Genomic DNA, 12,905 nt, shown 5'->3' on the forward strand with positions numbered 1-12,905 from the left:
AGCGTGACGAGCCCCCGTACACCGCAGCGACGGTGTGCGGGGGCTCAGCCCGTGCTGCCGGGCAGGACGACGCCGTTCTCGTAGGCGAACACCACGGCCTGGGCGCGGTCCCGCAGCCGGAGCTTGGCGAACATGCTGCCGATGTGGCTCTTCACCGTCGCCTCGGTCACGACCAGGTGCGCGGCGATCTCCGGGTTCGACAGGCCCCTGGCCACCAGGAGGAGGATCTCCCGTTCCCGCGGGGTGAGGCCGGCCAGCACCGTGGCCCGCGGCCGGACGGGTGCGGCGCGGGTGGCGTAGTCCTCGATCAGCCTGCGGGTGATCGACGGCGAGAGCAGGGCCTCGCCGGCGTGGACGACCCGGATCGCCTCCAGCAGGCGGGCGCGCGAGGCGTCCTTCAGGAGGAAGCCCGACGCGCCCGCCCGCAGCGCGCCGAAGACGTATTCGTCCAGGTCGTAGGTGGTGAGGATCAGCACCCGGGGCGAGGAGCCGGAGGCGGTCAGCCGGGAGGTGGCCTCGACACCGTCCATGAGGGGCATGCGGACGTCCATCAGCACCACGTCGGGCCGCAGAGCGGCGGCCCGGTCGAGTGCCTCCTGGCCGTCGGCGGCCTCGCCGACCACCTCGAGATCGTGCTGGGTCTGGAGGAACAGCCGGAAGCCGGTGCGGATCAGCTCCTGGTCGTCGACGATCAGAAGGCGGATGGTCATGCCGCGGCTCCGGCGTCCCCGGCCGGGAGCCGGGCGGTCACCACGAATCCGTCGGCGGTGGGGCGGGCGTCCAGGCTCCCGCCGGTCACCGCCGCGCGTTCCCGCATCCCGCGGATGCCGTGCCCGGCGGACGACGGGGCCGGGTCGCGTGGGCCGCCGCCGTCGTCCTCGACCGTGACGTGCAGGTGCGTCCGGCCGTAGTGGAGCGTCACCGTGACCCGGGCGGGATCGGAGTGTCTGAGCACGTTGGTCAGTGCCTCCTCGACGATGCGGTAGGCCGACAGTTCCAGTCCGCCGGCCAGCGGCCGGGCCGTGCCGGTGCTCTCCAGCCGCACGGGCATCCCGGCCGCACGGTATCCGGAGACCAGCTCGGCGAGCTGCCCGAGCGACGGCTGGGGCCGCCACTGCGCGTGGTGCTCCGGAGTGCGCAGCAGGCCGAGGATCCGGCGCAGCTCGGCCAGGCTCTGCTCGGCGTTGACCTCGACCCGTTCCAGGGTCTCGTCCGCGACGCGGGGATCGGTCGGCAGGATGTCCCGGGCGCCGCGCACGCCGATCAGCATGACGGTGACGGAGTGGGCGACGATGTCGTGGAGCTCGCGGGCGATGGAGGTGCGTTCCCGCTGCGCCGCGATCTGGTCGAGCTGCCCGCGCTCGCGTTCCAGGGTGGCCGCGCGGTCCTCCAGCGCCCGGGTGTAGCGCCGCCGGGTCTGGAGGTACGAGCCGAGGGCCCACGCGCCGATCGGGACGGGCAGCGAGGAGATGCTCGCCGACTGAAGGAACAGCGCCGTCGGGACGAGCGCCGCCACCGAGACGCTCCGCTCGCGCAGGTCGGCGAGCGAGGCGAGGGCGACCACGACGGGTGCCCCGCCCGGCGAGTAACCCAGCGGCACGAGCACCGCGGCACCCGCACAGGCCGCGACGAGCACCGTCAGGGGCGCGCGGCGGCGGACGAGCAGGGCGGAGCCGACCAGCACCGTCACCACGACCGGGACCGGACCGACCGGGGTCCCGTCGTCGAAGAGCAGCCCGATCTCCACTCCGGTCGTGATCGCCGCCAGCGCGAGGTCGAACAGCGCCGAGCGGCGCGCGACCAGCAGGTCGTACGCCGCCCGGGCCCGCCGCAGGAGTGCGTTCACGCCAGGTCGCGCCGTCGCTCGGCGAGGACCGCGACCAGCGTGACCGCGACCGTCCACGCGGCCAGCACCCATCCGGCCGAGACCACCGACAGGGTCGTGTGGTGCGTCATCCGGCTCAGGATCCCGGCCGCGCCGAACGGCGTCAGGTTGACCCCCGCCTCCCAGACGCCGGACAGCAGCGGGACCACGGCGAAGTTCACGACCAGCAGGACGACCACTCCCAGGACCGGGCTGCGGATCAGGGCGCCGAGAGCGGCCCCCAGGATCGCGGACAGGACGAACGCCACGAGGTTGCCCGCCACGACGGCACCGACGTCCCCCGAGGTGAGACCGGGACCCGGGTGGCCGCTCAGGAGCGGCAACGCGAGCCCGACCGACACCATGGTCGTCAGCGTACCGAGCAGGAACCCGGTCAGGGCGTACGCGGTGATTCTCGCGGACAGCACGACCCCGCGGTGACGGCGGGCCACCAGAGCCGCCGGTGCGGCCGTCCGGTGCCGGTACTCACCGGCCGTACCGACCAGCCCCCACAGCAGGAGCAGGATCGGCAGCGCCGACAGGGCCTCCTCCTTCTCGGGCACCTCGTCCAGCGTGCCCGACCAGGCCGCGATCGCCAGGGCGTTGAGGGCGGCGAACGCGACCCCGCCCAGCGCGAAGCCCAGCACGCTCCTGGTGGTCACGGCCTTGATCAGTTCGCCCCGCAGCAGACGGCTCACCGGTCCGCACCTCCCGTGAGGCCGAAGAACGCGTCCTCCAGGGACGCGGTCCGCTCGACGATCTCCTCCAGCAGGACGCCTTCGCGGTGGGCCAGCCGCGCCACCTCGGCGGCATCGAGCCCTTCGACCAGCAGCCCGCCCCCGTCGGTGGCCTTCGTACGGCCACCGGCGGCGGCCACCAGGGCCGACAGGCGCCCGGTCTCCGCGGTGCGCACCGCGACCGCGCTCTCCCCGGAGCGTTCGAGGTCCCGGATCGCGCCCGCGTGGACCAGCCGGCCCCGGTCGATCACGACGACGTCGTCGACGGTCTGCGCCGCCTCGCCCAGCATGTGGCTGGACAGCAGGACCGTGCCGCCGTGCGCGGCCCGCTCCCGCACCAGCGTGCGCAACCAGCGGATGCCCTGCGGGTCCAGGCCGTTCACCGGCTCGTCCAGTACCAGGATCTCCGGGTCGCCCAGGAGCGCGGCGGCGAGCCCGAGCCGTTGCCGCATGCCCATCGAGTACTTCCCGACCCTGCGCCGGGCCGCCTCCTCCAGACCGACGAGTTCCAGGACCTCGCCGACCCGGCGGCGGGGCAGCCCGGCCAGTGCGGCCAGCGAACGCAGATGCGCCCTGCCGGTGCGGCCCGGATGGGCCCCGCAGGGCTCGATGTGCACGCCGAGCAGACGGGCGTCGGGCCTGACGGCCGTGACCGGTGTGCCCCGCAGGAACGCCCCGCCCGCCGTCGGCCGCGCCAGTCCGACGACCGCTTTGAGCGCGGTGGTCTTGCCCGCCCCGTTCGGCCCGAAGAATCCCGTCACCCTTCCGGACCGGACCGTGAACGACAGGTCGTCGACCGCCGTCCTGCGGCCGTAACGCTTCGTCAGCCCTTCGACCCTGATGACCGGCGGATCCCCGGCACCTCGGGTTCCGGCACTCCGGTCCCCAGCACCTCTGTCCCCGGCACCTCGATCCCCGGCACCTCGGATTCCGACACCTCGTGAAGAAGTCATGTCCGAAGCCTCCGGCGTGGTGATCTCCCGGTCATCCACCCACGGTCGAAACCCGGACTCCCACCCTGGGTGGAGACCGCGACCGCGCGCCTTCCCCGGTGCGAACACCCGGGCCGGCCCGGGGCAAAGAGGTGAAGGCCGTGTGACCACACTGGAGTTGTCGTGCGCACGTCCTGAAGTCGACCTTGTGTACGGCCCGTGGGATCGGGAGAGTTAACGCTCGTCAACCAGCCTTCCGGTTCACGGGGTCCCCACAACCTCGCGGACCGACCCCCCACAGGAGGACGTGAGTTGAAGCACCGACGCATACCCAGGCGGCGGGCCGCCGTGGTAGGTGCGGGAATCACCGCACTGGTCGCGGCCGGAGTCACCTTGCAGAGTGCGAACGCCAGCGAGGCCCCGAAGACCGCCGCGCCCGAGACCCTGTCGGTCACGGCGGCCGGAAACCTCGCCTCCACGCTGATCGGCGACCTCGGCGCCGACGCCGCGGGCACGTACTACGACGCGCAGGCCAAGAGCCTCGTCGTCAACGTGCTCGACCAGGCCGCCGCGCAGACCGTCGAGGAGGCCGGCGCCAAGGCGAGAGTCGTCGAGAACTCGCTCGCCGACCTGAAGAGCGCGCGCACCACCCTCACCGAGGACGCGACCATCCCGGGCACCTCCTGGGCGACCGACCCGACCACCAACAAGGTCGTCGTCACCGCCGACCGCACGGTCTCCAAGGCCGAACTGGCCAAGCTGACCAAGGTGGTCGACGGACTGGGCGCCAAGGCCGAGCTCAAGCGCACCAAGGGCGAGTACAGGCCCTTCGTCGCGGGCGGCGACGCCATCACCGGAGGCGGCGGGCGCTGCTCGCTCGGCTTCAACGTGACCAAGGGCGGCGAGCCGTACTTCATCACCGCCGGCCACTGCACCGAGTCCATCTCGACCTGGTCGGACTCCTCCGGGAACGTCATCGGCGAGAACGCGGCCTCCAGCTTCCCGGACAACGACTACGGCCTGGTCAAGTACACCGCCGACGTGGACCACCCGAGCGAGGTGAACCTCTACAACGGTTCCTCGCAGGCCATCTCGGGCGCCGCCGACGCCACCGTCGGCATGCAGGTGACCCGCAGCGGCTCCACCACGCAGGTGCACGACGGCACGGTCACCGGCCTGGACGCCACCGTGAACTACGGCAACGGCGACATCGTCAACGGCCTGATCCAGACCGACGTCTGCGCCGAGCCCGGCGACAGCGGCGGCTCGCTCTTCTCGGGCGACCAGGCCGTCGGCCTCACCTCCGGCGGCAGCGGCGACTGCACCTCGGGCGGCGAGACCTTCTTCCAGCCGGTGACGGAGGCCCTGTCGGCCACCGGCACGCAGATCGGCTGAGCCGGCAGCTCCGCCGAGCGGCACCCGCACCACCCGTGAAGTCCCGTCCCGCGCGCGAGGGGCGGGACTTCCGCGTGTGCCCCGGTGACAGGTGGCGCTTCCCGCGCGGGTACGGCGGTCAGCCGGCCGCCGTCGGCGGCAGCTCCGCCTCCTCCCGTCCGCGGCGCGGCAGTACGGCCGCCAGCATCGTGATCACCGTTCCCAGGACCGCCCACGCCCACAGCACCAGCAGGGCGGCGGTCACGTCGTTCCCCTTGAAGTAGGCGATCGAGCGGGCCGTCCAGGTGCCCGCGCCCGGCGGCAGCGCCGGACCGATCGCCGCCCAGAACGGCGGCAGCAGCGGCAGCGGGAAGGCGCCGCCCGCGCTCGGGTTGCCCGCGATCACCACCAGCAGGATCGCGAGACCGATGCCGACGATCCCGAAGACGCCCTGGAGGGCGAGCGTGGCGGCGCCCACCGCGAAGGTGATCAGCGCGCCGAGCCCCCACAGGTCCAGCACTCCGCCGGGCAGCGCGCCCAGGATCGGCCCGACGATCACCGCGCCGCCGAGCCCGCCGACGATCGCGACCAGCGCCATCACGATCAGCCGGATCGCCGCCCGGCGCGGGTTGGACGGCCGGGCGCCGGTGCTGATCGCCAGGATCGAGGCGCACAGATAGCCGCCCACGCACCAGCCCACGACCAGGTAGAAGGACGACAGCCCGTTGAAGTCGTGGGGCGAGGCCGGGGCCACGTCGACGGTCCGCGCGGTGCGCTTCTCGGCCTGCTCCGCCTTGCCGACGACACGCTCCAGAGTGGTGGCGAGGACGGTGCCGCCGCCGGAGGCGACCAGCAGGGTGTCCTGTCCGCCCCCTGGGTTCACGATCAGGGCGCCGTCGATCTCCCGGTTCATGATCTGCTCCCGGGCGTCCGCCTCGTCGGCCACCGTGCGCGGGTCCAGCGGGGAGCCGGGCAGCCGCTCCAGCCGGTCCACCGTCCGTCCGGCGGCCGCACCGGGCCCGGCCACCCCGAAGGGCACGTCCCTCGGCCGGGGGTCGTGCAGCGCCCCCACGTAGGAGGCGATGAACAGCAGCTGGAGCGCGATCACGCCGAGCACGAGCAGGGTGGCCCGCGGGGTGACGGCGTCCCTCACCTCACCGAGGAAGGAGCCGCCTCGCGTGCCGCCTCGCGTGCCGCTTCGCGTGCGGGGGCCCGGTGTGTGTGACATGTCCCCACAGTCCGGGTCGGGGGGTGTTTGCGCAGGTGGGACGGGGCCGAACGGATGTCGTACACACATTCGAGGATGGGGGTATGGTGGGTGGGGTAGCTGGGAACAGATGTTCGATAGTGGCGTTCGGGCCTACGTGGTCACGCGTCGGTTTCATGAGTCGGGAGGTGCGTGATGCCGGGTTTCACGCACCTGCACACCGTCTCCGGGTTCTCCGCCCGCTACGGCGCCTCCCACCCGGAGCGGCTGGCCGGGCGCGCCGTCGAACGGGGCATGGACGCCCTCGCCCTCACCGACCGCGACACCCTCGCGGGCACCGTCCGCTTCGCCAAGGCCTGCGCGAAGGCGGGCGTCCGTCCGCTGTTCGGCGCGGAGCTGGCGGTGGCGGCCCCCGAGTCCGGAGCCGACCGCACGGACACCTCCGTACGCCGGGACCGGCGCCGTGCCCCCGTGCGCGGCGGTGCCTTCGTCGACGAGTCGGCCCCGCGGGTGACCTTCCTCGCCCGGGACGGCGCCCGCGGCTGGGCCGATCTGTGCCGCCTGGTCTCCGCCGCCCACACGGCCGAGGGCACCCCGCTGCTGTCCTGGCCCGACAACCACGCCGACGGTCTGACCGTCCTGCTCGGCCCCGACTCCGACGTCGGCCGCGCCCTCACCGCGGGCCGCCCCGACCGCGCGGCGCGGCTCCTCGTCCCCTGGCGGGAGGTCTACGGCGACGCCCTGCGCCTGGAGGCCGTCTGGCACGGCCGCGAGGGCACCGGCCCCGGCTCCCTGCGGCTGGCCGCCCGCACCGTCGGCTTCGCCGCCGAGCAGGGCGTGCGGCCGGTGCTCTCCAACGCAGTCCGCTACGCCGACCCCGGCCAGGGCGAGGTCGCCGACGTCCTGGACGCCGCCCGCCGCCTCGTCCCGATCGGCGCCGGCAAGGAGCTGGACTCCGGCGAGGCCTGGCTCAAGGACGCCGGTGCCATGCGGGACGCCGCCGAGCGGATCGTCGAGTCCGCGGGCTTCCGGCGCGACACCGCCCACCGCCTGCTGGAGCAGACCCGGGCCACGGCCGCCGAGTGCCTGGTCGACCCCGAGGACGACCTCGGCATGGGCGCCGTCCACTTCCCCGAACCGCACCTCGTGGGCGCCGGCCGCCGCACCGCCCAGCGGGCGCTCGCCTCCCGGGCGGCGGCGGGCATGGTGCGGCGCGGCTACGACCGGCGCCCAGGCCACCGGGAGTACTGGGAGCGGATGCACCACGAGCTGGACGTCATCGCCCACCACGGCTTCGCCTCGTACTTCCTCACCGTCGCCCAGGTCGTGGACGACGTACGGCACATGGGCATCCGGGTCGCCGCGCGCGGCTCCGGCGCGGGCTCGCTCGTCAACCACCTGCTGGGCATCGCGCACGCCGACCCGGTCGAGCACGGGCTGCTGATGGAGCGGTTCCTGTCCAGGGAGCGGGTCGTGCTGCCCGACATCGACATCGACGTGGAGTCCGCGCGCCGGCTCGAGGTCTACCGCGCGATCATCGGGCGGTTCGGCACCGAGCGGGTCGCCACGGTCGCCATGCCGGAGACGTACCGGGTGCGCCACGCCATCCGCGACGTGGGCGCCGCCCTGTCCATGGACCCGGCCGAGATCGACCGGGTCGCCAAGTCCTTCCCGCACATCCGCGCCCGCGACGCCCGCGCGGCGCTGGAGGAGCTGCCCGAACTCAAAGCGCTGGCGGGGGAGTCCCGGCGGGACGGAGGAGGGCGGTACGGCAAGCTCTGGGAGCTGGTCGAGGGCCTCGACGCCCTCCCGCGCGGCGTCGCCATGCACCCCTGCGGCGTCCTCCTGTCCGACGCCTCCCTGCTCTCCCGCACGCCGGTCATGCCGACCAGCGGCGAGGGCTTCCCGATGACGCAGTTCGACAAGGACGACGTCGAGGACCTCGGGCTGCTCAAGCTGGACGTGCTCGGGGTGCGGATGCAGTCGGCGATGGCGCACGCGGTCGCCGAGGTGGAGCGGGCGACGGGGGAGCGGGTCGACCTGGACGCCGTACCCGAGGGCGACCCGGCGACGTACCGGATGATCCGGTCCGCCGAGACGCTGGGCTGCTTCCAGATCGAGTCGCCGGGCCAGCGGGACCTGGTCGGCAGGCTCCAGCCGGCCACCTTCCACGACCTGGTGGTCGACATCTCGCTCTTCCGGCCCGGACCGGTCGCCGCCGACATGGTGCGGCCGTTCATCGAGGCCCGGCACGGACGGGCACCGGTGCGGTACCCGCACGAGGACCTGGCGGAGCCGCTGGCGGGCACCTACGGGGTCGTCGTCTTCCACGAGCAGATCATCGACATCGTCGCCATCATGACCCGCTGCGGACGCGGCGAGGCGGACCGGGTGCGGCGCGGTCTGTCCGACCCGGAGTCGCAGGGGCGGATCAAGGTGTGGTTCGCCCAGCACGCGGCGGCGAACGGCTACGACGCGGAAACGATTCAGCGGACCTGGGAGATCGTCGAGGCCTTCGGGTCGTACGGCTTCTGCAAGGCGCACGCCGTCGCCTTCGCGGTGCCGACGTACCAGTCGGCGTGGCTGAAGGCCCACCACCCGGCCGCCTTCTACGCGGGCCTGCTCACCCACGACCCCGGCATGTACCCCAAGCGGCTGCTGCTGGCGGACGCGCGGCGGCGCGGGGTGCCGATCCTGCCGTTGGACGTGAACAAGTCCGGAGTCGCACACAGGATCGAACTGGTGTCTGAATCACGGAAAGCGCGGCCACGGAAGCCCGACGCGTGGGGCTTGCGCCTCGCCCTCTCCGACGTGCACGGCATCAGCGAGGCCGAGGCGGGGCGGATCGCCGAGGGGCAGCCCTACGCCTCCCTGCTCGACTTCTGGGAACGGGCCCGCCCCAGCAGGCCGTTGGCCGGACGGCTCGCCCAGGTCGGCGCGCTGGACGCGTTCGGCGCCAACCGCCGCGACCTCCAACTGCACCTGACCGAACTGCACCGCGGCGCCCGGGGCGGACGCGGCGACCAGCTCCCCCTGGCCGGGGGCCGCAAGACCGCCTCCGCCGGACTGCCCGACCTCACCTCCGAGGAGAAGCTCAGCGCCGAACTCGGCGTGCTGTCCATGGACGCCTCGCGCAACCTGATGGACGACCACCGCACCTTCCTGCGCGAGCTGGGCGTGGTGTCGGCCAAGCGGCTGCGCGAGGCACGGCACGGGGAGACGGTGCTGGTCGCGGGCGCCAAGGCGGCCACCCAGACCCCGCCGGTCCGCTCCGGCCGCCGCGTCATCTTCTCCACCCTCGACGACGGCTCCGGCCTGGTCGACCTCGCCTTCTTCGACGACTCGCACGACACCTGCGCGCACACCGTCTTCCACTCCTGGCTGCTGCTGGTGCGCGGGGTGGTGCAGCGGCGCGGCCCGCGCAGCCTCAGCGTGGTCGGCTCCGCCGCCTGGAACCTCGCCGACCTGCTGGAGGTGCGCCGGGAGGAGGGCCTGGAGGGCGTCGCCGCCCGGCTGGCCGCAGCGGGCGCAAGCCAGGAGGGCGACGCCCCCGAGGGCGGCCCGGCGCGCCGCCGCCTCGCCGGTTCGGACGGGCAGCCCGCGCCGGCCGGGTCCGCGGCCCAGGACCCGATGGAGCAGCGGAGGATCCGCATGTCCACCGGGTACGAGATGCACCCCTGGGCCGATCTGCGCCCCGCGGGCGAAGGGCCCGCGGTCGGAAGGAAGTTGTGGCACCAGAGTCCGGGGAGTGCGGGATGACGATCCTCTGCGTACGTTTCCAGCTGCCGCCGACACGGGAGGCGGCCCTGCCCGAACTGCTCGGACTGCTCGAGGAGTTCACGCCGGTCGTCGAGGCGCTGCCGCCCGACGGCGCGCTGGCCGACCTGCGCGGCGCCGAACGGTACTTCGGGCGCGACGCCGTGGAGCTGGCCTCGGTGATCCGGGTGCGCGCCCTCGCGCTGTACGGCGTGGACTGCGTGATCGGCGCCGGACCCGGCCCGATGCTGGCCCGCATGGCCCTGCGCGACGCCCGGCCGGGACTGACTCGCGCGGTACCCGGCGGCGGGGAGCGCGCGTTCCTCGACGGCAAGCCCGTCGCCGCGCTGCCCGGCGTCGGCACCGCGACCGCCCGCACCCTGTGCGAGTACGGCCTCGACACCCTCGGCCGGGTCGCCGCCGCGCCGCTGTCCACGCTCCAGCGCCTGGTCGGCGCGAAGGCGGGCCGCGAACTGCACGAGAAGGCCCAGGGCGTCGACCGCGGCCGGGTCGTCCCCAACGGCGTCTCCCGGTCCCTGGCCGCGGACCGCCCCTTCGACCGCGACGAACTCGACCCGGACCGCCACCGCCGCGCCCTGCTCTCGGCCGCCGGGGACCTGGGCGCCCGGCTGCGCGCCGTGGACAAGGTCTGCCGCACCCTCACCCTCACCGTCCGCTACGCCGACCGGTCGGCCACCACCCGCAGCCGCACCCTGTCCGAACCGACCGCGCACTCGGCGGCCCTGACCCGGACCGCGTACGACCTGTACGAGGCGCTCGGCCTCCAGCGGGCCCGGGTCCGCTCCCTCGCCCTGCGCGCCGAGAGCCTCACGCCCGCCGAACACGCCTCCCACCAGCTGACCTTCGACCCCGTGGACGAGAAGGTCCGCCGGATCGAGGAGGTCGCGGACCGCGCGCGGGCGAAGTTCGGGCCGAGGGCGGTGATGCCGGGGTCCCTGGCGGCATGAGCCCCCGTCCGCCGGTCAGTTGGCCCACGGGGGAGTGAGGCGGGTGCCGTCGGCCAGCTCCGCCGTCAGCCCGACGGAGGTGGTGACCCAGGAGGTCGCGGTCCGATCGGTGGGGTTCTCGACGGCGAGCGTCGCCCCCGCGTTGATGATCACGGTGTCGCCCGCGGCGACGCGCTCGGTGCGGCCGTCGAGGGTGATCAGCAGCTCGCCGGTGAGCAGGTGGAAGACCTCCTCCCGGTCGACGGTGTGCGCGGGCGCCTTCGTCCCCGCCGGGATCTCGCCCCGCCAGGCGCACAGCTCCCTGCTGCCGGCGCGGGGACTGGCGTACGAGACGAATCGGGCGCCGTGGATCTCGTGGGTGACGCCTTCGGACGAGCGGACGACGGGCATGGCGGGCTCCTCGGAACATGTGGTCAAGCGGCTTGACTACTTCTGTCGCCCTTATGGTCAAGCTGCTTGACCAATGTGTCAAGGGTGTTTCAATGCCCCCGTGCAGAACTCCGACGCCATGGCCCTGACCGCCGCCCTGCTCGCCGCGGCCGGCGGGCTGACGCAGCGCATCCACGAGGGCGTCGTCGCCCGCGGCTTCGAGGGCGTGCGGCCCGCGCACGGGTTCGCCTTCACCCGGCTCGCCCCGGACGGCGCGACCGTCACCGACCTGGCCGTGCACCTCGGGACCACCAAGCAGGCCGCCAGTCAGCTGGTCGAGGAGCTGGTCCGCAAGGGCTACGTCGAACGCCGGCCGCACCCCGCCGACGCGCGCGCCCGGCTCGTCGTGCTGACGGAGGCCGGATGGGCCTGCACGCGGGCCGCGGAGGAGGCGGCGGCGGAGGCCGTCGGCGCCTGGGCCGGGGTGCTCGGCGAGGACGGGGTGCGTGCGCTGCGCGACGGGCTGCTGCGGGTGGCGCCGGGCGGGCCGATCCGTCCCGCCTGGTGAACCCGGTCCGCCGTCACCTGCGGCGTCGGCGTGGGCGGTTATCACTGGAAGTTTTTACTGACGCGTAACTTCACACTTGCACTACTCGCCCGTAACTTGACGGGTGAACAGCATCCCGTGATCCGGATCACAGGGCATCCCTGCCGTCGCAACTCCCCCGATCCGCAAGGAGATCACCCGATGCTGCCCTGGAACCGAGTGTTCAGACCGCTGGCCGCGCTGCTGCTGGCCGTCGCGGTCGCCCTGGTCCCCACCGTCACCGCCACCGCCGCCCCCACCGCGGACGCCCGCCCCGGCTCCGGCTGGAACGACTACACCTGCGAGCCCTCCGCCGCCCATCCCCGCCCCGTCGTCCTGGTCCACGGCACCTTCGGGAACTCCGTCGACAACTGGCTGGGTCTCGCGCCCTACCTGAAGAACCGCGGCTACTGCGTCTTCTCCCTGGACTACGGCCAACTGCCCGGGGTCCCGCTCTTCAACGGACTCGGCCCGGTCGAGAAGTCGGCCGGGCAACTGGCCGCCTACGTCGACAAGGTGCTCACCGCGACCGGCGCCGCCGAGACCGACCTCGTCGGCCACTCGCAGGGCGGCATGATGCCCCGCTACTACCTCAAATTCCTCGGCGGGGCCGACAAGGTGAACGCCCTGGTCGGCATAGCGCCCAGCAACCACGGCACCACCCTGTCCGGCCTCACCCGGCTGCTGCCGTACTTCCCCGGCGTCGAGGACCTGCTGAACGAGCACACCCCCGCCCTCGCCGACCAGATCGTCGGCTCGGACGTCCTCACCAAGCTCAACGCGGGCGGCGACACCGTGCCGGGCGTGCGCTACACCGTCCTCGCCACCAAGTACGACGAGGTGGTCACGCCGTACCGCAGCCAGTTCCTCGACGGTCCCGGGGTGCGCAACGTCCTGCTCCAGGACCTGTGCCCGCTCGACTTCTCCGAGCACCTGGCGATCGGGCTGTTCGACCGGATCGCCTTCCACGAGGTGACCAACGCCCTGGACCCGGCGCACGCCACGCCGACCACCTGCGCCTCGGTCTTCGGCTGACCGGTTGCCCCGGCGCACGTCACGCGGGGTCCGCCCGGCCTGAGCCGCTGGACGGACCCCGCGTTCCCCCGCGTTCC

11 protein-coding genes are annotated in these 12,905 nt (G+C 73.6%); 5 read left to right on the top strand and 6 right to left on the bottom strand.

Translation table 11 applies throughout. The features are described from left to right. Positions 1–44: 44 nt before the first annotated feature. Genes OHA99_RS29440 through OHA99_RS29455 form a run of 4 tightly spaced genes read right to left on the bottom strand, consistent with a single transcriptional unit; the run spans position 45 to position 3,554 of the window. On the bottom strand, positions 45–710 hold the full coding sequence (locus OHA99_RS29440; RefSeq protein ID WP_282881060.1) for a response regulator transcription factor: 666 nt from the start codon (positions 708–710) through the stop codon (positions 45–47). After that, positions 707–1,846, bottom strand: coding sequence for a sensor histidine kinase (locus OHA99_RS29445; RefSeq protein WP_405698367.1), 1,140 nt, complete (start codon positions 1,844–1,846; stop codon positions 707–709). The genes OHA99_RS29440 and OHA99_RS29445 overlap by 4 nt, the downstream gene beginning before the upstream one ends. Then, positions 1,843–2,562, bottom strand: a complete 720-nt coding sequence (locus OHA99_RS29450; protein WP_164385301.1) for an ABC transporter permease — start codon at positions 2,560–2,562, stop codon at positions 1,843–1,845. Before OHA99_RS29450 ends, OHA99_RS29445 begins: the two co-directional genes overlap by 4 nt. Beyond that, positions 2,559–3,554, bottom strand: a complete 996-nt coding sequence (locus tag OHA99_RS29455) for an ABC transporter ATP-binding protein (protein ID WP_405698368.1) — start codon at positions 3,552–3,554, stop codon at positions 2,559–2,561. Before OHA99_RS29455 ends, OHA99_RS29450 begins: the two co-directional genes overlap by 4 nt. Before the next feature lie 291 nt (positions 3,555–3,845). On the opposite strand from OHA99_RS29455, the gene OHA99_RS29460 reads away from it, so the two are divergent. After that, on the top strand, positions 3,846–4,928 hold the full coding sequence (locus tag OHA99_RS29460) for a S1 family peptidase (protein WP_153180569.1): 1,083 nt from the start codon (positions 3,846–3,848) through the stop codon (positions 4,926–4,928). 118 nt (positions 4,929–5,046) lie between these two features. On the opposite strand, the gene OHA99_RS29465 is transcribed toward OHA99_RS29460, so the two are convergent. After that, a complete protein-coding gene (locus OHA99_RS29465) occupies positions 5,047–6,135 on the bottom strand; it encodes a DUF3533 domain-containing protein (protein WP_366473244.1) in 1,089 nt (362 codons plus the stop codon). Positions 6,136–6,309: 174 nt separating this feature from the next. On the opposite strand from OHA99_RS29465, the gene OHA99_RS29470 reads away from it, so the two are divergent. Then, complete coding sequence (locus OHA99_RS29470; protein WP_153180571.1) at positions 6,310–9,873, top strand: DNA polymerase III subunit alpha; 3,564 nt, start codon at positions 6,310–6,312, stop codon at positions 9,871–9,873. Continuing rightward, a complete protein-coding gene (locus OHA99_RS29475) occupies positions 9,870–10,838 on the top strand; it encodes a DNA polymerase thumb domain-containing protein (protein ID WP_153180572.1) in 969 nt (322 codons plus the stop codon). Before OHA99_RS29470 ends, OHA99_RS29475 begins: the two co-directional genes overlap by 4 nt. A gap of 15 nt (positions 10,839–10,853) precedes the next feature. On the opposite strand, the gene OHA99_RS29480 is transcribed toward OHA99_RS29475, so the two are convergent. Then, positions 10,854–11,228 carry a cupin domain-containing protein gene (locus tag OHA99_RS29480; protein WP_153180573.1) on the bottom strand — a complete coding sequence of 125 codons (375 nt, stop codon included), beginning with the start codon at positions 11,226–11,228 and terminating at the stop codon, positions 10,854–10,856. Between the two features lie 100 nt (positions 11,229–11,328). Here OHA99_RS29480 and OHA99_RS29485 point away from each other — a divergent pair, with 100 nt between their 5' ends. Together OHA99_RS29485 and OHA99_RS29490 are read left to right on the top strand one after the other, a co-directional pair. Then, complete coding sequence (locus tag OHA99_RS29485) at positions 11,329–11,775, top strand: MarR family winged helix-turn-helix transcriptional regulator (RefSeq protein ID WP_164385306.1); 447 nt, start codon at positions 11,329–11,331, stop codon at positions 11,773–11,775. A 180-nt stretch (positions 11,776–11,955) separates the two neighbouring features. Beyond that, positions 11,956–12,828, top strand: coding sequence for a triacylglycerol lipase (locus OHA99_RS29490; protein WP_153180575.1), 873 nt, complete (start codon positions 11,956–11,958; stop codon positions 12,826–12,828). The last annotated feature ends 77 nt before the right edge of the window (positions 12,829–12,905 follow it).

Source organism: Streptomyces coelicoflavus (genome assembly GCF_045041415.1).
GTDB classification, from domain to species: Bacteria; Actinomycetota; Actinomycetes; order Streptomycetales; family Streptomycetaceae; genus Streptomyces; species Streptomyces coelicoflavus.